Annotated in this window: 18 protein-coding genes, 1 tRNA gene and 1 pseudogene; 10 read left to right on the forward strand and 10 right to left on the reverse strand. The window is 53.8% G+C overall.

Going from position 1 to position 20,537, the window contains the following annotated elements:
- Positions 1-21: 21 nt before the first annotated feature.
- From moeB to hemA, 4 genes are read right to left on the reverse strand one after another with little or no spacing between them, the layout of a single operon-like run.
- On the reverse strand, positions 22-771 hold the full coding sequence (gene moeB, locus AACY82_RS07990; protein ID WP_339616348.1) for a molybdopterin-synthase adenylyltransferase MoeB: 750 nt from the start codon (positions 769-771) through the stop codon (positions 22-24).
- Positions 772-776: 5 nt separating this feature from the next.
- On the reverse strand, positions 777-1,619 hold the full coding sequence (prmC, locus tag AACY82_RS07995; RefSeq protein WP_339616266.1) for a peptide chain release factor N(5)-glutamine methyltransferase: 843 nt from the start codon (positions 1,617-1,619) through the stop codon (positions 777-779).
- On the reverse strand, positions 1,619-2,701 hold the full coding sequence (gene prfA / locus AACY82_RS08000; RefSeq protein WP_339616267.1) for a peptide chain release factor 1: 1,083 nt from the start codon (positions 2,699-2,701) through the stop codon (positions 1,619-1,621). Before prfA ends, prmC begins: the two co-directional genes overlap by 1 nt.
- A complete protein-coding gene (gene hemA, locus AACY82_RS08005; RefSeq protein ID WP_339616268.1) occupies positions 2,701-4,035 on the reverse strand; it encodes a glutamyl-tRNA reductase in 1,335 nt (444 codons plus the stop codon). The genes prfA and hemA overlap by 1 nt, the downstream gene beginning before the upstream one ends.
- 190 nt (positions 4,036-4,225) lie before the next feature.
- On the opposite strand from hemA, the gene AACY82_RS08010 reads away from it, so the two are divergent.
- From AACY82_RS08010 to ychF, 9 genes are all read left to right on the forward strand, one after another.
- Positions 4,226-5,959, forward strand: coding sequence for a tetratricopeptide repeat protein (locus AACY82_RS08010; RefSeq protein ID WP_339616269.1), 1,734 nt, complete (start codon positions 4,226-4,228; stop codon positions 5,957-5,959).
- Positions 5,940-6,602 (forward strand): lipoprotein insertase outer membrane protein LolB, encoded by a 663-nt coding sequence (gene lolB, locus AACY82_RS08015; protein WP_339616270.1) that lies wholly within the window; start codon positions 5,940-5,942, stop codon positions 6,600-6,602. The genes AACY82_RS08010 and lolB overlap by 20 nt, the downstream gene beginning before the upstream one ends.
- A 46-nt stretch (positions 6,603-6,648) precedes the next feature.
- Positions 6,649-7,506, forward strand: a complete 858-nt coding sequence (ispE, locus tag AACY82_RS08020; RefSeq protein ID WP_339616271.1) for a 4-(cytidine 5'-diphospho)-2-C-methyl-D-erythritol kinase — start codon at positions 6,649-6,651, stop codon at positions 7,504-7,506.
- Between the two features lie 8 nt (positions 7,507-7,514).
- A tRNA-Gln gene (locus AACY82_RS08025) sits at positions 7,515-7,589 on the forward strand.
- Positions 7,590-7,794: 205 nt separating this feature from the next.
- Positions 7,795-8,727 carry a ribose-phosphate pyrophosphokinase gene (locus AACY82_RS08030; RefSeq protein ID WP_339616349.1) on the forward strand — a complete coding sequence of 311 codons (933 nt, stop codon included), beginning with the start codon at positions 7,795-7,797 and terminating at the stop codon, positions 8,725-8,727.
- A gap of 106 nt (positions 8,728-8,833) precedes the next feature.
- Complete coding sequence (locus AACY82_RS08035) at positions 8,834-9,472, forward strand: 50S ribosomal protein L25/general stress protein Ctc (RefSeq protein ID WP_339616272.1); 639 nt, start codon at positions 8,834-8,836, stop codon at positions 9,470-9,472.
- A 30-nt stretch (positions 9,473-9,502) separates the two neighbouring features.
- Positions 9,503-10,084: an aminoacyl-tRNA hydrolase gene (pth, locus tag AACY82_RS08040; RefSeq protein WP_339616273.1), complete on the forward strand. Its 582-nt coding sequence runs from the start codon at positions 9,503-9,505 to the stop codon at positions 10,082-10,084.
- Positions 10,085-10,177: 93 nt separating this feature from the next.
- Complete coding sequence (locus AACY82_RS08045; protein ID WP_339616274.1) at positions 10,178-11,149, forward strand: 2OG-Fe(II) oxygenase; 972 nt, start codon at positions 10,178-10,180, stop codon at positions 11,147-11,149.
- Between the two features lie 55 nt (positions 11,150-11,204).
- The gene (gene ychF, locus AACY82_RS08050; RefSeq protein WP_339616275.1) at positions 11,205-12,296 is read left to right on the forward strand and encodes a redox-regulated ATPase YchF; all 1,092 of its coding nucleotides are present in this window, start codon (positions 11,205-11,207) and stop codon (positions 12,294-12,296) included.
- Between the two features lie 499 nt (positions 12,297-12,795).
- Here the strand turns inward: ychF and AACY82_RS08055 are convergent, their stop codons facing one another.
- Entirely contained in the window at positions 12,796-14,934 is a 2,139-nt protein-coding gene (locus AACY82_RS08055; protein WP_339616276.1) for a transporter substrate-binding domain-containing protein, read from the reverse strand.
- A gap of 237 nt (positions 14,935-15,171) precedes the next feature.
- Between AACY82_RS08055 and AACY82_RS08060 the strand changes: the two genes are divergently transcribed.
- A complete protein-coding gene (locus tag AACY82_RS08060) occupies positions 15,172-15,681 on the forward strand; it encodes a hypothetical protein (protein WP_339616277.1) in 510 nt (169 codons plus the stop codon).
- Positions 15,682-15,835: 154 nt separating this feature from the next.
- Here AACY82_RS08060 and AACY82_RS08065 read toward each other — a convergent pair whose 3' ends face one another.
- The 5 genes and pseudogenes from AACY82_RS08065 to AACY82_RS08085 all read right to left on the reverse strand — a co-directional run bounded on the left by AACY82_RS08065 (position 15,836) and on the right by AACY82_RS08085 (position 20,264).
- Positions 15,836-16,114 (reverse strand): hypothetical protein, encoded by a 279-nt coding sequence (locus AACY82_RS08065; RefSeq protein WP_339616278.1) that lies wholly within the window; start codon positions 16,112-16,114, stop codon positions 15,836-15,838.
- 758 nt (positions 16,115-16,872) lie between these two features.
- On the reverse strand, positions 16,873-17,805 hold the full coding sequence (locus AACY82_RS08070; protein ID WP_339616279.1) for a site-specific integrase: 933 nt from the start codon (positions 17,803-17,805) through the stop codon (positions 16,873-16,875).
- A gap of 114 nt (positions 17,806-17,919) precedes the next feature.
- Positions 17,920-18,576 (reverse strand): DNA-binding domain-containing protein, encoded by a 657-nt coding sequence (locus AACY82_RS08075; protein WP_339616350.1) that lies wholly within the window; start codon positions 18,574-18,576, stop codon positions 17,920-17,922.
- A 246-nt stretch (positions 18,577-18,822) separates the two neighbouring features.
- Positions 18,823-19,941: pseudogene (gene mobH, locus AACY82_RS08080) on the reverse strand (MobH family relaxase); the annotation flags it as partial.
- Complete coding sequence (locus AACY82_RS08085; RefSeq protein ID WP_339616280.1) at positions 19,854-20,264, reverse strand: hypothetical protein; 411 nt, start codon at positions 20,262-20,264, stop codon at positions 19,854-19,856. The pseudogene mobH and the gene AACY82_RS08085, both read right to left, overlap by 88 nt.
- Positions 20,265-20,537: the final 273 nt, after the last annotated feature.

Genomic DNA, 20,537 nt, shown 5'->3' on the forward strand with positions numbered 1-20,537 from the left:
TTAATGTGAAGCCTTTTACTTTTAGCCTCGCGTGCCGCATACCGGGCAATCCGGGTCACGAGGTAGGCGCATGTCTCGCCAAGCGCTTGTGCGGGCATCGTACAGCTGCAGCCGGCCGGTTAAACCGTCCGCGATACCGGTTAACAGCTTGATGGCCTCCAACGCTTGCACCGAACCTATCACCCCCACTAAGGGTGCCAGCACCCCGCTCTCGGCACAGCTTAAATTTTCATCGCTTTGTTCGTCGTACAAGCAGCGGTAGCAAGGGCTGTTAACATCGCGCGAATCAAACACCGCCACTTGCCCCTCTAGCCGAATAGCGGCACCCGATACTAGCGGTACGCGGCACGCTACGGCGGCAGAGTTTAACGCAAAACGAGTCGAAAAGTTATCCGTACAATCTAATAATACTTGCGCGCTCTCTAATAACCCCGATACGTTATCAGTGGTTATACGGGTGCAGTGGGTTTCTACGTTAACATCTGGGTTAATAGCACCAATGCTAGCAGCGGCGCTGGCGACTTTGCTCTGGCCCATGGCATGGGTTGAGTGAATCACCTGACGCTGCAAGTTTGATAACTCGACGGTATCGTCGTCAACCAACACCAAGTGGCCCACCCCCGCCGCGGCTAAATACATCGCCACCGGCGCGCCTAAACCGCCAAGGCCGGCGATGACCACACGAGCATTAAGCAGTTTAGTTTGCCCCTCGATGTCTACCTCGGGCAGCATAATTTGCCGCGAGTAACGCAGCAGTTGATCATCGTTCATCTCGCTCACGGCCTTTGCCCCATGGTTACCCGGTCGCGGCCGGCTAAATCTTGATGGGTGGCAACGGCGACAAAACCGGCGGCGCTTAAGCAGTCGCGTACCGCACTGCCCTGCTGCCAACCGTGCTCTAACATTAAGTAACCGCCCACCGCCAAATGCTCACCAGCATCTACGGTAATACGCTGAATATCGGCTAAGCCCGCGGCAGGCGCCACCAGGGCCGAGCGCGGCTCAAAGCGCACATCGCCTTGGGTTAAATGCAGATCGGCGTCATCGATATAAGGTGGGTTGCTGACGATCAAGTCGTAACGCTTACCGGTAAGCGCCGCAAACCAGTCGCTTGGCACAAATGACGCGTTGTTGATCTTCAGCCGCGCGGCATTGCTGCGCGCTAATTCGACGGCGTCCGCTACCCGGTCGACGCCGGTCAATTGCCAGTCGGGCCGCTCGCTCGCCAACGCCAAGGCGATAGCCCCGCTACCTGTGCCTAAATCGAGCACACGCAATGGACTATCCGGCACGAGTGTTAACGCCAGCTCGACCAGCAATTCGGTATCGGCGCGGGGAATTAACGTGTGGCGATTCGTCACTAGCGGCAGCGACCAAAACTCTTGGGTGCCGGTTAAATAAGCAATGGGCTCGCCTTTGGCGCGGGCGCTTATAAGTTGCGCAAACTGTGTGTGCGCCTCCGGGGAGAGCTCGGCCTCGGGCCAGGTGTATAAGTGCACGCGCGTTTTTTGCAGCACAAAGGCCAACAACACCTCGGCATCGAGCCGCGCGCTATCGCTGGCAGGCAGTTGCGCCTGCGCCCAGCGAAGCGCTTGCTGTAAGGTTAAAGCCGCCTCCACTATTCTGCCAAAGCGGCTAACTGGTCGGCCTGAAACTCGTGGGTTAACGGCTGAATGACTTCACCCAACGCGCCTTGCATCACTTCATCAAGCTTGTACAAGGTTAGGTTAATTCGATGATCGGTCACCCGCCCTTGCGGGTAATTGTAGGTGCGAATACGCTCGGAGCGATCGCCGCTACCGACCAGCGACTTACGCTCTTCGGCGATAGACGCCGCCGCGTTTTCTTCTTGCGAGCTTTTAAGTTTTGCCGCCAGCAGTGACATAGCGCGAGCACGGTTTTTGTGTTGCGAGCGCTCATCCTGACACTCGACCACCACCCCGCTTGGGATATGGGTAATACGAATCGCCGAGTCGGTTTTGTTAACGTGCTGACCGCCGGCGCCCGAGGCGCGAAAGGTATCCACTTTAATATCGTTTTTGTTGATGGCCACTTCATCCAGCTCATCGGCCTCGGGCATTACCGCCACGGTGCACGCCGACGTGTGAATGCGGCCCTGGGATTCTGTCTCGGGTACGCGTTGTACCCGGTGCGCACCGGACTCAAACTTTAAGCTGGCGTACACATTGGCGCCACTCACGCGGGTAATTAACTCTTTATAGCCACCGTGCTCGCCAAGGTTTTCACTCAGCACTTCAATGCGCCAACCGCGCTGCTCGCAATAGCGCGAGTACATGCGGAACAAGTCGCCCGAAAAAATCGCCGCTTCATCGCCACCGGTACCGGCGCGAATTTCCAAAAACACGTTTTTGTCGTCGTTCGGGTCTTTTGGCAACAGCAACATTTGCAGCTCGGCTTCGAGCTCGGCTTTTGTTTCACCGGCGGAGTCTATCTCTTCGCGCGCCATTTCGCGCATCTCCGGATCGCCTTCATCCAGCATCGATTGCGCTTCGGCTAAATCCTCTAACACCGTGCGGTAACGATCGTACGAGGCAATTAACGGCTCAAGCTCGGCGTATTCTTTAGACAAATCGCGAAATTTATTTTGATCGCTAATAACATCGGCATCGGAAAGCAGTGCGCTAACCTCTTCGTTGCGCTCACTTAATCTATCCAGCTTTTCTAAAATAGAGGCTTTCATTATGTCTCGCTTTCATCCGCGTTGTGGGGGTCGGTCGTCGCGTTATTTAACGGACTAACCACGCCCGATTGCTGCTCAATATCGTCTTCGGTAATGGCAAACAACCGGTGTGCGATTCGCACTGTCTCGTACTCACCATTGGCACTCGCCTCGCGCAAAGCTGTGGTCGGCGCGTGGAGTAACTTATTCGTTAAATTGCGAGCTAACTGCGCCAGGGCTTTATCTGGCTCGGCGCCGCTTTGCAGTAATTTAAGCGCTTTTTCCAGCTCTTGGGTGCGCAATTCATCGGCCTTAGAGCGGTAAGCTTTAATGGTATCCACCGCGTCCATCGCCCGCAGCTCACGGGAGAACGCAGCGATGCCTTGCTCGATAATACCTAGGGCATCATCGGCGGCTTCGGCCCGGCTTTTTTTGTTTTGTTCAATCACCACGTGTAAGTCATCGACGGTGTATAAATACACATCGTCTAACTCACCCACTTGCTCTTCGATATCACGCGGCACGGCGATATCCAGCATAAACATAGGCTTGTGCTTGCGCTTTTTTAAGGCTGTCTCGACCGCACCTTTGCCCAGCAAAGGCAATTGGCTGGCCGTGGACGAAATTACAATATCGGCTCGCGGTAAGCAGGCCGGAATATCCGCCAGCAACACGGCCTCACCACCAAAGCGTTCGGCCAGCTTTTGCGCCCGGCCCAAGGTGCGGTTGGCCACAATAATGTGCTTAATGCCCTGCTCGGCCAAATGCTGAGCCACCAGCTCGATGGTTTCGCCGGCGCCAATAAGCAGCGCGGTATCTTGCTTTAAATCTGAGAAAATCCGCTGCGCTAAGGTGACCGCGGTATAAGCCACCGACACCGGATTTTGGCCAATGGCGGTTTGCGTACGCACTTGCTTTGCCACCGCAAACGCCTGCTGAAACGCGCGGCGTAAATGTGCGCCCAACGCGCCCGCCTCTTCGGAGGTGGCATAGGCGGACTTCATTTGTCCTAAAATTTGCGGCTCGCCCAACACCAGCGAGTCCAGCCCACCGGCGACTTTCATCATATGGCGCAGGGCTTGATCACCGGCGTACAAATAGTGACACTCGGCCAATTCATCTTTTGAGACACTCGAATGGCCCACGAGCCAATCCAGCAGTACACTTGGCTCTTGTTGGCTGTGTAAATACAGCTCGGTACGATTACAGGTCGACAAAATTACCGCCTCATCGGCACCCGCCTGGCTTTTTAAGGCCAACAGTGCCGCGACGGCCGCATCCGGCGCAAACGCTACCCGCTCGCGAATATGCAGAGGGGCGGTTGTATGATTGATGCCAAAAGCCAATAATGTCATGCAGTTTGGGTCATTACCGATACAAGATTCAAAGGGCGTCATTGTCCAGCTAGCAAAGCCTGCTGACAAGTAGCATTTTATCACGGACTGGCCAATGCCCTGTCATATGAACGCTTTACCCCCCGAAACACACCACGGCGGGACCCAAGAAAGCATCGTGCTGACCCTGTTTTACGTTTAGGAAGCGAACATGAAAGCCGTACATTTAACGATTTATGCCACCGTGCTTAGCGGCCTACTGGGTTGTGCCCAGCAGCCAACGCCAGAAGTCGCGCCCCCGGAGCCCAAGCCGACTGCCGCCGTTGCGCCGGAGCCACTGCCTGCCCGGCCGTTCACCAGCGACACGCTATACGCCCTACTGAGCGCCGAACTAGCCGGCAGCCGTGGTCGTCTGGACGTCTCCCTGGCCAACTACTTACAACAGGCCAATCAAACTCAAGACCCGCAAGTAGCTGAGCGCGCTTACATGATTGCCCGTTATATGGGGGTAGATGAGGCGATCTTAACCTCATCTACGTTATGGGCTGACGCCGCGCCCGACAACCAAGACGCGCAGGCGGCGGCGATTTTGGCGCAAATTGATGCCGGCCACTTACTCGAGGCCCTAGAGCGCACCCGCGGCGCCCATACCCGCGACAACGGTGCCCTTCTGCAAAGCATTGCGGCCAACGCGGCAACCGCGACCGACACCCAGCGCGAAGTTCTGCTAGAGCAATACGAGCAACTACTGGCCGAGCAACCCAACAATGTGCCACTACTGATCGGCACCGGTTTGCTGCACCAGCAGCAGGGCGATTTAGACGGCGCCCTAACGATAGCCAAGCGCGCCCGTGAACTAGCGCCCGACAACGTGCCGGCGTTGATACTCAGCAGCGGTTTATTGCACCAGCGCGGCGATAACGCCGCCGCCCTCAAGCTGGTCAACGATCAGCTAAAACTCGCCCCCAATAACACTCGCTTGCGTCTGCAGTATGCGCGGTTGTTGACATTTGAGCATTTAGATCAGGCGCAGCAGCAATTTCAGCAACTGGTTGATGCCAACCCCCGCGACCCCGAGCTGCTGATGGCGTTAGCACTGGTAGCCGAGGAGCGCGGCGACACTGACACAGCCGCCGCCAGTTATCGAGACCTTCTGGATATCGATCAACAGGCCGACGGTGCGCATTTTTATCTGGGCAAGCTGGCCGAGCAAAACGACGAGCCAGAGCTGGCCATTGAGCACTATCGCCAAGTGCAAGTGGGCGAAGACTTCTCGCGAGCCGAAGCCCGGGTACTGTCCATTTACTTGCAACTCGACCAACCGGCCAGCGCCGAAAGTTTTTACCAACAACTGCGCCACGACTTACCCGAACAACACGAGCGCTTAGCCCTGCTGTACAGTCAAAGCTTACTGGAAGCTGGCGAGGACGAATTAGCAATCGCCGTTTTAGGGCGAGCACTGCAAGAAGCCCCCAATAGTGGCAGCCTGCTATACGCGCGCAGCATGCTGCACGAGCGTTTAGGCCGCATCGATTTAGCCGAGGCCGACCTGCGCAACATTTTGGAGTACGATCCCAACAACGCGCCCGCCCTCAATGCGCTGGGCTACATTCTGGCCGATCAAACTGAACGCTACGCCGAGGCCTACGACTACATTAAGCGCGCATTAGAACAACAGCCCAACGACCCGGCCACCATCGACAGCATGGGCTGGGTACAATACAAACTCGGCAACCTAGAGCAGGCGCAACAATATTTAGAGCAGGCCATGGAGCTTTACCCCGACGACGAAATTGCCGCACATCTGGGCGAGGTGTTGTGGGTATCGGGCCAGCGCGAAGCCGCCCTTAATATTTGGCGCAGCGGGCTCGAACTAGAGCCACAAAGCCGCTACATCCTACGCACCCTACAACGCCTAAAAATAGATGCCGACACACCAATTTAACGCCAATGTGCGCGCCGTTAAAACCACTGCCGCACTGCTGGCCATACTGCTACTAAGCCACTGTGCACAAACGCCCGGCCCGGCCCCCACCGAGCCGGTCAACTCACTTGCGCACGAGCAACGCTTGCGCACGATTAAGCAGTGGCACTTAAAAGCCAAAGCCGGACTGCGCTCGCCGGAGCAAAACGGCTCGGCGCGACTCGGCTGGCAGCAAAACCCAGACGATTTTTACATCAGTTTATCGGGCCCACTGGGACAGGGCCGGGTAGCGCTTAACGGCGACCCCGACGGTGTCACCTTGACCCAACCCGATGCAGAACCACTGCGGGCCGCAAGCGCCGAGGCGCTGCTGTACCAACAAACTGGCTGGGAGCTACCCGTTAGCCTTCTTACCGATTGGCTACTGGGGTTGCCAGCACAAACGCTACCCATCGACAACTTAACCCGCGACCATAACGGCTTGTTAAAAACACTCAACCAAGCCGGCTGGCAGCTGTCTTACTCAGGCTACCAAGCGGTAAACGATGTTTTTTTGCCCGGTAAAATCATCGCTACCCGCGAGCTTGATGATAAGCAATCTATGCGCTTGGTCATCGCCGTGTACGACTGGCAAACAACCCAAGCAAACGCCACGCACCAGTAACTGGCCCGCTCCTACATAAACTTCAATATCACGCAGCGCTATAGCCATGACTGATACTCTCACCCTCACCTCACCGGCCAAGCTCAATTTGTTTTTGCATATCAACGGGCGCCGCGCGGATGGCTACCACAATTTGCAAACGCTATTTCAGCTACTCGACACCGGTGATCAACTAACGTTTCGTGCGCGCCAAGACGACACCATAACCATCGCGCCCGATTTACCGGGTGTGGCGCCCACGGAAAATTTAATTTACCGCGCCGCCATCGCCTTACAGGCCAACATGGAGGCGCGCGGTCTGCCCAAAATGGGCGCCGACATACACCTGGACAAACGCCTACCAATGGGCGGCGGTATTGGCGGCGGCAGCTCAAACGCCGCCACCACGCTCATTGGCCTTAACCATTTATGGCGCGCTGGCAGCTCACGCAAAGCCCTAATGGAAATCGGCCGCACCCTCGGGGCAGACGTACCAGTATTTGTTCAGGGCCAATCGGCCTGGGCCGAGGGCATAGGCGAACAGCTAACCCCCATGTTACTGCCCGAAAAATGGTTTTTAGTGCTTTGCCCTGATTGCCATGTAAGCACCCGTGAAGTTTTTTGCCACAAAGATTTGACAAGAGACACACGCCCCATTAAAGTAGCGGCCTTCTCGCAGGGGGGCTCTCAAAACGATTGCCAATCTCTGGTTAGGTCGCTTTATAAAGAAGTAGATAAAGCACTGATTTGGTTGAAGAAATTTTCTAACCATGCGAGAATGACCGGAACAGGAGCGTGCGTATTTGCCGCCTTTGATTCAGCCGCTAAAGCCGAGCAAGTATTTGCTCAACGACCAGCGGGCATGACCGGATTTATCGGTCGCGGAATCAACAAGGCGCCATACTACAACCTGATTCCTGATTAAGTTGCTACTGGGGCGTAGCCAAGCGGTAAGGCAGCGGGTTTTGATCCCGTCATGCGAAGGTTCGAATCCTTCCGCCCCAGCCATTTTTCAAAGCGACGCGGTACCCTTGGCACAACATTCTGCCGCTTGAGCTTCTAGGCACTTCTTTATTACCTACCTCGCTCTGGCAGTCGCCGGGTTATCATCGCCACACTGCGCTAAGCGCGGTGTTTTTGTATTGCCCTTTGTAAAATTAAGAGCAAACAACCCGAACAGCTGACAAAAAAGGTACCTGACGTGACAGACTTAATGGTCTTTACCGGCAATGCCAACCCCGATTTGGCGCAAAGAATTGTCGATCATTTGGGTATGAGTCTCGGCGACGTTTCCGTCTCCCAGTTCAGCGATGGCGAAGTAGCCGTCGAGCTTAACGTCAATGTTCGCGGTAGGGATGTTTTTGTGGTGCAGCCAACTTGCGCGCCCACCAACGACAACCTAATCGAGCTGATTGTGATGGTCGACGCCCTGCGTCGCGCATCGGCCGGCCGTATTACGGCCGTGGTCCCCTACTTTGGTTACGCCCGCCAAGATCGTCGCGTGCGCTCGGCCCGGGTGCCTATTACCGCCAAGGTTGTGGCCGACATGATGGTTGGCGCCGGCATCGACCGCTTGCTAACGGTCGACCTTCACGCCGAACAAATTCAGGGCTTTTTTGATGTTCCCGTCGACAACGTCTACGGCTCGCCAGTGCTGCTGGAGGACATCGAAAAACAACAGTTTAAAGATTTGGTGGTTGTCTCTCCAGATATCGGCGGTGTGGTTCGCGCCCGCGCCGTGGCAAAGCAACTGGGCGTGGATCTGGCGATTATCGATAAACGCCGCCCCAGCGCCAATGTTGCCGAAGTCATGAACATTATCGGTGAGATCGAAGGCCGCACCTGCTTGCTGGTCGATGACATGGTCGATACCGCCGGCACTTTGTGCAACGCCGCCAAAGCGCTTAAAAAGCAAGGCGCCACCAAGGTTATTGCCTACGCCACACACCCGGTACTATCGGGTAAAGCGGCCGAAAATTTAGATAACTCTGAGCTGGATGAGCTGGTGGTAACCGACTCTATCCCTCTGAGCGATGCCATTAAGCAGTGCGGCAAAGTGCGCACCTTAACGCTATCGCGCATGCTGGCTGAGGCGGTGCGCCGCCTTAGCAATGAAGAATCTCTAAGCGCCATGTTCCGCGAGTAACCGCTCGCCAGCATCGTTTAGATAACCCGCCGCACCAGCGGCTAAAATCAATCCACGAAACGTTCTGGTCGCGGACCTTCGTGGTTTTACCTTAAAGGAAACTCTCATGAGTGAAGATTTTATTTTGAATGCAGAAGGTCGTGACGACTTAGGGAAAGGTGCGAGCCGCCGCCTGCGTCGTTTGGCCGGTCTGGTTCCCGGTATCGTTTACGGTGGCCGTAAAAACCCCGTCAACATTACCGTTAGCCACAAAGAGCTTACCAAGCACCTAGAAAGCGAAGCGTTTTTCTCGCACATCATCAGCTTGGTTATCGATGGCAAAGCCGAAGACGTGATTTTAAAAGATCTACAACGTCACCCGGCTAAAGCGCAGCTGATTCACGCTGACTTTATGCGTGTTTCTAAAACCAAGAAGCTGAACACCAGCGTACCACTGCACTTCTTAAACGAAGAAACCAGCGTTGGCGTTAAAACCCAAGGCGGCAACATCGTGCACAACATGGTACAGCTGGAAGTTAGCTGTCTGCCTGCCGACCTGCCTGAGTTTATCGAAGTGGATCTGGCTAAAGTTGAGCTGGGCCAAGTGGTACACATCTCTGACATTAAATTGCCAAAAGGTGTTACCTCGGTTGCTCTGTCACACGGCGAAGATCACGATCTGCCCGTTGTTGCCATCAACAAGCCTAAAGGCGCTACTGCTGATGATGCAGAAGACGCAGAAGAAGGTGAAGCCGACAGCGAATAAGCATTCGCTTTCAGCTAAAGGCGCAGCGTTATGGATACACCGGTTGATTTAATTGTAGGCTTGGGCAACCCCGGCCCAGATTACCACCGGACTCGCCATAACGCTGGTGCCGACTTGGTGTCTGAACTGGCTCGCCAGTCAGGCGCCAGTCTCTCCCCAGATAAAAAGTTTTTTGGTGATACCGCCCGCGTTAACATCGGCGGCCGCAATGTTCACCTGCTTATACCAAACACCTTTATGAACCGCAGCGGTAAAGCCATCGCCGCGCTCGCGCTGTTCTACAAGATTCCTCCGCAGGCGATTTTGGTTGCTCACGATGAATTAGACCTTCCCCCCGGTGTTGCCCGATTAAAAATCGGTGGCGGCCACGGTGGGCATAATGGCTTGCGCGACACCGTTAGTGCGCTGGGCAACAGTAAAGACTTTGCCCGCATACGCCTTGGCGTGGGCCACCCGGGGTCGGCCGCGCAAGTAACCGGTCACGTACTTAAGCGTGCCCCACAAAGCGAACAACAGCTCATCGACGACGCCATCGAACGCGCCATTGACGCCCTACCCGACGCGGTAGCAGGTCAGTGGAACAAGGCTATGCACCAACTGCACAGCCAGTAAACGTCATTTGAGTTGCCCGGCCTAACGCACTATGCGATCCTAGCCGCGCTTGATCTGCCATTCACAATACCGTGTGTACAGAGAGGATTTACCATGTCCGAGCCCGTTAAGGCACCAGACATTCTGAGTGAAACAACGAGGAGTGCCACGGAATCTCTTGCAGATCAGTTCAGTCACGCCAAGCCTTTTCGGCACTTGGTGATTGATAACTTCTTTACCCCCGAATTCTGTCAATCACTGCTGGACAAGTTTCCCGGCTTTGACGACAAACACGCCCGTGACGAAAACGGTAACATTGGCCGTAAAGCAACCTACGATCGGGTACGCAGCTTAGGCGCCCCCTATGTCACCCTAGACGATACCGTTAAGTCACCCGACTTTTTAGCTTGGGTCAGCCAGATTACCGGCATTCCCGAGTTACTGTACGACCCTAATTATTTTGGTGGCGGCACCCATGAGAACCGCCACGGCCAGGACCTAGACCCGCACGTCGATTTTAATAAACACCCCACCAGCGGCCATTACCGTCGTTTAAACTTAATTGTTTACCTAAACCACGAGTGGCAAGACGATTGGGGCGGTGCGATTGAGTTTCATAAAAACCCCAGGCTTGAACCGGAACAAAACAACATCACCAAGGTAACCCCGCTGTTTAATCGCTGTGTTATTTTTGAGACAACCTTTTGGTCCTGGCACGGTTTTGAGCGCATCAACCTGCCAGAAGGTGACAGCGACAGTCGCTCGCGTAAATCCGTGGCACTGTATTTTTACAGCGCCGAGCGCCCCAAAGAAGAGATGGTTAAACCGCACTCGACCATTTACGTCGAGCGCCCGTTGCCGGAGCACATCCAACCCGGCCACACGTTAAGCGACGACGATTACCAACGTATTAAAGTATTGCTGACACGTCGCGATCAGCACCTGGAGCGGTTATACAACAATATCTCGAGCCTTACCGCACACGCCGAAGGGCTTGAGCACCGGCTAAACAGCCAAACAGGGGCGACCGGTGATCCGCGCTGGAAGCGTTTCGCCAGGCGGATCAAAGCAAAATTAATAGACTAAGGCTGCGGCCCGGTCTCGATCATCAAACACATTTATATTTAAAAGTAGGTTATTTATGGGCTTTAAATGCGGAATCGTCGGCCTGCCGAACGTAGGTAAATCCACCCTGTTTAACGCACTAACGGATGCCGGCATTGGTGCAGAAAACTTTCCCTTTTGTACCATCGAGCCCAACGCCGGGATCGTTGCGGTGCCCGATCCGCGCCAAGACAAATTGGCCGAGATTGTCAAACCTGAGAAAGTGATCCCCACCACCATGGAGTTTGTGGATATCGCAGGTCTGGTGGCCGGCGCCTCTAAGGGTGAAGGCTTGGGTAATAAATTTTTGGCCAATATTCGCGAGACCGACGCCATTGCTCATGTGGTGCGCTGCTTTGAGGACGAGAATGTAATTCACGTTGATGGCGGCATTAACCCCGCCAGCGATATTGACGTAATCAATACCGAGCTGGCACTGGCCGATTTAGAAACCGTCGAGAAAGCTCACCTGCGCTTTAGCAAAGCCGCCAAAGGCCAAGACAAAAACGCCATCGTCATGAAGGCGCTGCTGGAAAAAATTCAGCCGCATTTAGATGAGGCCAAGCCGCTGCGCTCATTCGATTTAACCGATGACGAAACCAAGCAGCTGCGTGAGCTGTCGCTGATGACCTTAAAGCCCACCATGTACATCGCCAACGTGTCGGAAGATGGCTTTGAAAACAACCCGCACCTAGATACCGTACGCGCCATTGCCGCCGCCGAAAACGCCGTGGTTGTGCCTATTTGCAACAAACTTGAGGCCGAAGTAGCCGAGCTGGACGACGACGAAAAAATCGAATTCTTACAAGACTTAGGCATGGACGAGCCTGGCTTAAACCGCGTGATTCGCGGCGGCTACGAGTTGCTCGGCCTGCACACCTACTTTACCGCTGGCGTAAAAGAAGTACGTGCCTGGACCATCCCCGTTGGCGCCACCGCGCCACAGGCCGCCGGTAAAATTCACACCGATTTCGAGAAAGGCTTTATCCGCGCCGAAGTAGTCAGCTATGACGATTTTGTTGAATTAAACGGCGAACAAGGCGCAAAAGATGCGGGTAAGTGGCGCCTGGAAGGCAAGGAATATATCGTCAAAGATGGCGATGTGGTGCATTTTAGGTTTAATGTTTAGTCAGTGGTAGAGCGTCTGATGGCGAATGTCTGAAGTCGGACGCGTTATAAAACACGTAAGGACGGAGCTTTGGATTCGCCCTTTGTGGTTATGGGCGAGGTAAAATTTTCTTGTCGTTCCCGACCCCGATCGGAAATCCAGCGTCTTCCTGGTCAGGGTCACTCCACACGTCAAAGCATCCGGCATCAGACTTCCGTCGTCCGACCACTCGCCTTTTATATCGTCAAAGCCACTGGATCCCGTGTCGCCGCTTCGCCCTGCACGAGATGACGCTGTAGCAAGGCGAAGATTACCCAGTTAAAACCTTTCTCGTCACTCCCGACTCCGATCGGGAATCTAGTGTCTGCTTGGTCAGGGCTACACCAAAGCATCAGACATCCGTCGTCCAGCATTACCCCCTCCGTCATTCTCGACCCCGATCGGGAATCCAGCGTCTACCTAGTCAGGGTCACTCCAAAGCATCCGACTTCAGACGTCAGCCTTCCGACCTATCCACCCCCTACTGCGCCGACAAATACCCTCGATACCGCTCGCGAATATTGCGCACGTATTGCACCGGCTCGGTGCCGCGCACATAACCAAAGCGGGCCTTGCTGGAATACTCTTTGCGCGACAACAACAGCATAGCGCGCTCGACATTATCAAACCACACATCCGGGTCCCAGCCCTTTTGACGGGCTAAACGGCGGGCGTCCTGTACGTGGCCAAAGCCGGCGTTGTAGGCGGCCAGCGCAAACCATAGCCGCTCATCCAACGGCAAGTGATCTTCAAACCGATCGCGTGTCCAATCGAGGTAAGTCACCCCGGCCTCAATACCCGAGGCCGCGTCAAACGGTATCGAATAGCCCAGCTCTTTGGCGGTGCTGGGCAATACTTGCAACAAACCCCGCGCCCCCGCGTAAGAGCGCGCGTCGGGTTTAAAGCGGCTCTCTTGGTACATTTGCGCCACAATTAATCGCCAGTCAAATTGGTAATTTTTTCCCAGCGGTTTTACGTAGTCATCGTAGGGCGATAAGCCGTCGGCAAAGGTTAAACGCTCGCCCTGATATTTACCGATGCGCTCTTCGTTTTTAAAATATTTGTTGTAGGTAACATTAAAAAATAAGCCGCGATACTGCCGATTTAAAAATTCATTCAGCGAGGCTAGCAGCTTTGGGTTTGTCGGGCGCACGGCCCATGCATGCTGCTCTTGCGGCAATTCAAACCCAGCCAGTAGGCCCTCGGCAAAACGCTGCTCAATGGCCACTAAATGGCTATCGGCAATGGTGGCATCAAAGCGGCCCTCGGCGACCCCCATTAAAATTTCGGTGCTCGATAAGTCTTCGTCGGGTGCGGTTAAGGTAAAGTCCACGCCACCGGCTTTAAACCGCTCGGCACTTTGCCAGTAGGCGTGCTGCGGGTTAATAACCAAAGTGCGGCCCGTTACGTCAGCCAGCTCATCCAAAGCCGGGCGCGGCTTAGCGCTAACCAACTGCTCCGACACTTTGTTATAAAAGCGGGTAAATGCTACGCGCTCGGCGCGCTTGGGCGTTACCGTCATGGCCGCGGCAATCACATCGCCACGCCCGGCGTTAAGCCAATCGATAGGGTCGACATCCGGCGGCGCGACTTCTACCTCCAAGCGAAGGTTTTGTTCACTGGCGTACTGTTTTAGTAAGTCGTACTCAAACCCCATCAAGTCGCCGCGCCACATAAAATAGCTGGCCGGGTTGTTGCGGGTAATCATGCGAATCACACCGCGCTTTTTAATCTCGGCTAGGTCATCGGTGCGATAATCAATGCTCGAGGCATCAATGGTATGGCGGGTTAAATATTGGTTTAAGTGCGAGCGCAACTGCTCGGCGCGAGTACGTATCGCCCAGGCCACCGGCCGCGTCGGCGACACCGACAAGCCCAAAGCAAAATCATCGCGGTACTGGGTTAGCGATTCGGCGACATTATCATCCAACACAGTCGCATCAAAGCGGCCGCTCACCACCATATCCACCAACGTATCCGGGTTGCCATCGTGGGGCTGTACCGTAACGTTAAACCCAAGCTCGGGGTTCTCGCGCGCTAGGCGCGCCATGGTTTGCTGATACGACGACCCCGCTGGCACAACAATCGAGAGCGCCGCCAACTGCGCCAGGCTCTCAACCTCGGCCGCGTCTGCCGAAGTCACCACTCGCTCCGTCGCTCGCGACAAAGGCAGCGAGAAAGCCACCTGCAACTCCCGCTCCGCCGTACGGGTCATATGGTTAACAATTAAGTCCCCCTCGCCCTGCTGCAGCGCCGGGATCAGCTCGGCCAGCGAATCCTTAACAATCCACTCGGGCCGCAAACCATTGTCGCGCGCAAACGCCTCGGCCAAGTCGCGAAAACCATCGGTGGGCATCCCCGTGCGAGGCAGCCCCCTATACTCGCGGCGCGGCACCAGCAAACGCAGCACCCCGCGTTTTTTTATCGCCGGCCAATCGCCGGTTTCGGTGTAATTGTTAAACGCTGCGGCTTCAGTGTCAGCCGCCCGCGATGACGCCGTGGCGTTAGCGCCCTGCTCGTCATTGGGTGAGCAGGCGCTTACCCCCAGCAATAGCGCGAGGGCAAGTAAACAATAAAAGATGGGGCTACGAGATAAACGAGGTGTCAGCAGTATATTCATAAACAAAATATACCACGGGGTGTGGCCTGGGGACTATGCACCGTTAGGGCGTTCAGGCTCGTCACCAGTAACCGGCCGCTAACGTAAGCGTGCGCTCAGGCAGCCTCGGCGGTTACACTTTTGTATCTGGCATTACGCTGCGTGACCCACATCACAGCAGCCAATACGGTGTAAAACGTACCCTAGTTCGGCTTTAGTTTGGCACTTTTACTTTGTATTTATCATGGAGATCATCCAATGAAATGGACTACCCCCTTGCTTAGCGCTGTATTCGCTTTAGTGTTTATATCTACTCCCGCCACCGCCGACGAGCCACTAACCATGGAGCTTATTCAGCGAATTTCAGCAACCTCTACCGAGCTAGGGCCCATCGAAAACAGGATGGGTGAATTTTCGGATTTAGAAGCGTTCGCCGATTACGATGACCCGGCTGATATCATGTTACTTAGCAACACCAAACAAGACCAATTATTTGAAGCTGGCCTGAAAGAGCAAGGCCTTTATGACAAAGCTGAAGCCATACTGGACAACCAGAGCTGGGACAGCTACGGCGATTACATACGGAATAAAATGCGGATTGGCCTTCTGGTGATACATAAACTTAAAGGGACTGAGCTGCCCGCCGCCGGAGGCGAAAAAACGGCAATGTTGCTAAAACAAATGCCCCCGAGTAAAGCGGACATAGACTTTGTCGACAAAAACTGGGAAAAAATAATCCCCGAGCTCCAGGCGATGAATCGCTCCTAAATATTGCGAACACATTTCCGGTACAATTATTGTTGGTTACTTAAGTTACACAAAAAGCCCCGTAGCAAGCTACGGGGCTTTTTGCTTCCTACGATCAACGCCTGCCGGCAGCCTACAACACCTGGTTAGCGCTGCCTCTAGTGGGCATTAAGCTTTACTCGTCCCGTGGCACCAGCGGAATAAACGTTACATGAATATAAACCATCGCCAAAAAACCCGCCGCCAGCGAGCCGCCAATTAACAGCCAACCACGGTCGGCCAGCGAGTTCGCCAAAATCATACTCAGCAGAAAAGGGATAAGCGCAAAAAACGCCGCGGCGGAAACCGATATCCGCCCACCGCAACGTTTACAACCCGTCGACTGGGCAGGCCCGAGCAGCGTTTTTCGCAGCGGCGTCATTGCCTGTTCGCCACAATGGGGGCATTTGATCATGCTTGACTCCTTCCGGTTTTATTTTGTATCCGTTTTTTATTAGGGCCGGGCGTGTTATTGCTGGCTCGTCAGGTAGCCCAAGCTTACCCCGGGGAAACGGGGCACGGGGCGCGAAGCAGGATATGTCGCGCCTAAGGTGTGGCATGCGCAGGAGCGTATTGTAAGTGCTGAGATTGATCGGATGGCCAATGACCGCCAACTAACGCTCGTGAGCACGTCTGCTGCGGCTTACGGGCATGACGTATGTAAAGCGAGTGAAAGAAGGTGGATTGGAGCAAGATGCGCAATTGACACGTTAGGCCGTAAACCAGCTGGACGATATGCGCTAGAAAACCGGAGGCAACTCTGTGCTATAAAAAGGCCCCGCAGCAAAGCTACGGGGCCGGGCAACCAGTGAATCGAAGCGAGAGACCGGGGCGGGTGAATTCTAAAACGCTAAGGCGTTTTAGAACCCTTCGGGCGGCGCTTCGCTTGTTTCCCATTGCTGACCGCAATGGGTGAACCGGGAGCGGTTCTGCGGCCTACCCGTAACTCCAATTAAATAAAAAGGCCCCGCAGCAAAGCTACGGGGCCTTTTTATTTAATATGGTAGCTAGGGGCGGACTTGAACCGCCGACCCCAGCATTATGAGTACTCAATGTTGCCTGTGCGCAATAAATGAACAGCAAGTATTGTCTTGCTTTAAATCACTTGACGTTTAGTAATATCGTTATAACCGTATAAAGTCAAGAATTTAACGCTATTTGGCCAAAAAAACATCATTTTGGCAAGCTCATTCTATTAACCTGTGTCCTTAGCCGCGCAACTTTTGTTTTAACATAGCTTCTTGTCGTGGATAGCTGGGTATGCCCTAGCAACCTCTGAACTGAAAATATATCCGGCTCTTGATCTTCGCCCTCTGGGTTACAAAGTACAGTTGCCGTCGTATGCCTTATTCTGTGTGCCCCAATCCTCTGCCCTATGTTCTGAGACAATCTCTTCATGAAGCCTGTGACATGCTCTCGACGCATTGCTCTTGGATTCTCAGGATCCGGCTTATATCGATGATAAAACAAACAAACATTAAACAACCGGTCCCCCTCCCTCATCTCACGGCATAAGGCGTCTTCAGTGCGTCGGATTAGATATTCCAGATCAGGAATGAGGTCATCTGCGATAGGTATATCCCATTGTCTATGGGTCTTAGATCCACGATAACTGCAAGTCAGAAGTTGCTTATCGAGATTAAGGTCTTGGATTTCAATGGCGACAAGCTGTCGGCGCCTCACCCCAGTGAAATACAAAAAACGTATTACAATCAGCCAGAACCATGCCGGCTGCGGTGCGCTATTGTCTGTCTTCAGATGATTGATGGCCTTAACAAACACATCTGCATCAATTGCTTTCGGAGGAGCCTCGGGCAACGGCGCGGCCTTTACCTTCGCGAACCAATCTCGCTCTAAGTATGCTTCCTCGAACAGCCACTTGCTAAGCAGTTTTAAATAACGTAGATATCCATTATAGGTAACAGCCTTAGCCACCTTAAATGTTTCGGTGCGAAACTTCATAATTGGCGTAAACCCAATTTCACTAATCTGAGAGATTTGAGCCCTACCCTCAAATAGCTTCGCAACCCTTAACATTGTTGCAGCTGTGTCGGGCTGGTATACATTTAGCGCGATATACAGTTCAGCCGCTTCCGTTAGGCGCATACTTCTAACTCCTTATATAGCAAAATCCAATAAAAGTAATATGTTAATATAACCGAAAAGAAATGATTTGTGCGCCAATATTGTGTATATGGCCAACTGTGATACCTCATACCTTTATTCATCGTCCGATGGCCTAACAAACTTGTTGGTCTTAGGCCGTTCAGAGCCATCTTCAAAAATGGCCGAATATGGAAGGAGCCAGCCGTTAAGACGGGCTTGTTTATTACCCGTATCTACTGTGTACCTATGGACATTTTGATGCTCAAGTTTTGTTTTAAGGTTGACCTTGAGCCGGGCAAAACGTTTTTGTAGCTTGGTGTATTCACTTCCGTTACCGAGCCGCGACTCTTTGACAAAGTGCTGAAAAATTCTGGGGGATACTAAAAAAATGCCTTCCTCCACGAAATGGAGGCCCGCTTTGGCATTGTTGACCGACAACGTTTTACGGTGCACCCCATGCTTTACCCACTCCAAAAACGCGGTACCCACATCGTCGGTCCAATCCAGACTCTTGATATCTGCTGCAGGTCCTAAATCCTCGGCAGCCTCGTAGGATCCTGTATCAGTTTCGCGCTTGTTCGGCGTCACGGGTGTTTTAGCTGAGACAGTTTCAGGCTCAAAAGCGTCTACTTGCTCTTCCTCAGGGGCGGGTTGTGAAGCTGGTGCAGGCTCACGCGGTGCCGGATCCGTGAACGGATCCGTATCATCCTCGTCAGTCTCAATGAGTGGTGCAGGCTCACGGGTAGTGGCTGTGACAGGTTCGGTGGGCACAGACTCACTTTGCTTGTCGGTAGTCTCTGGTGCTTTCTCCTTCGCCGGCCCGGGCCGGCTTGGAACTGGTGCAGTTTCACTACGAGGCGCCTTATCGGCGCCGAGCTCACGAATCGTCCCCTCAAAGGGCTGAGGTAGACGAACGGCTCGCCAAAGCAGTCTCGTTTTGAATTTGAGGCAGGTAAACGTATGACTAAAGCGTCCCTGGGCATGCTCAATCGATATCTTAAAAACGGCTCCGCCGTCATCATTCTCAATAGCAAACCCATGCTCTTGCAACACGTTGTAGATTCTCACCGGATCCTGAGGCATCCCCGGTGTGCCGGTGTCCTCAAAGCTGCTGATCAGCTTCTGAGCCAACGGGCGGCACACAAAATACGTGTACTCTCCCGTGACCCACGCCATTCCACCGTCCTGGTTGTATCGGGTCTCGCGCTCATCCATGAGCTGTCGCAGCCTCTTGATCATGCGATCGGCCAACGAATCACCGGCGCCAGGCATCCGCGATTCAGGCTTTTTGATGTCCAGGTTCTTTGCGGTGCTGCGCCTATCCGCCTAAATTGCGATATTCGCAATCACCTGGCTTTCATACTCTTCCCCCCATAAATAATTGATAATCTGATCCAGTATCTGTGGGTGTTGCGTCAGCCACGCCCTAGCGGGCTTGGGAATCAAGGTGCCAAACATGGTGAGGCTGAGCCGTTGGTGGCTTTTATAGGGCACATCATTGAACGCTATCGCATATGAGACTGCGTCAGTGTCGCTGATATAACCGTCCTGCGGTGTCCAATATCCAGTCTGACCATCGGCCTGTTTAGGAACCAACTGAATTCGCCGAAAGAGCTTGCCGATATCATGCAGAAGACAAGCAACAAAAAGCCCGTACGTCCAGATATGCTCTTGTGCGGAAATCTCTTCAGGGGATCCGCCCAATGGCAGCTGATAGCTGCGGCGAATGTGCAACGAGTTCTCGATGACTTCGAGGGTGTGCTGCAGCAGGCCTCCGGGGCCTGAGTGGTGATTGTTCTCTGATGCTGGTGCAAGTTGACAGCATAAGGCAAATGCGTAGGTAGGCTGACGGTAGAGTGCGTCGAAATGCTCTTCGCTCAACCCGACCAGACGGTATATACCGCTTAGGGTCGCGTCATAACCCACAAACTCCAACAGCTCCTGCGCGGTGAGTATGGGCATTGCAGTCATATCGAGTTGTGATGACCTTAACTCGGCCTCACTAGGTGGCTTAGCTATCGGAAGTGCTTTTCGAAACAGGCGTGTGATCATAAACAATGGGCTTCTGCCCATTTGCGGATCATGTCTTGTGCTGGGTGCGCATTGGAGGCGGTGTATTCTCGGATTGATGCGCATTGGTCAGATTTAAATTGCTTGAATGTTTCCTGCAGCGGATTCCAGTATTGCGGATCACCAGATGGATTAAACGCTCGGTGTGTCCAACACCCAAGCTCTGAAAGGCGACGCTGAAACAACCTCTCTAACGGGAGGTTGTCAGATTGACCGCTGAGTGAAACCAAGTCCCACAGCACCAGCTCAATCTCAGAGCCGATGGTGTCGCCATCGAGGTTTACCCCCTCGAATGCCTCGCACAAATGCTGGAGAGGCTGAAGCCATTTGGGCTTATTGAGTTTCGTGAGTGCATCCGTGACTGATTTCTCCCACTGAGACTGTGTCATACCGAACCCTTTATCATTTGCGGTTACCTTTAACCCCGTAGGGCCATTTACCCTTACTTGACCATTGCCCCTTATGCCCCTTTAAACGCCCGGTCATCCACGGACTTTAGTGGATGACCGGGCGCCTTTTCTGATAGACGCCGTTAACCATTGAGCAGTACCGCTTTTTATCGTTTTCCCTTTCAACTTTCAGCAATCAATTTGCACGGCCCTTGTACACTTTAATTGATGCGAATTCCGTCACGTTGCGTATTCTCAGCGGCATGAGTAAAA

The sequence above is a fragment of the uncultured Gilvimarinus sp. genome, from assembly GCF_963972205.1.
Classification (GTDB): domain Bacteria; phylum Pseudomonadota; class Gammaproteobacteria; order Pseudomonadales; family Cellvibrionaceae; genus Gilvimarinus; species Gilvimarinus japonicus.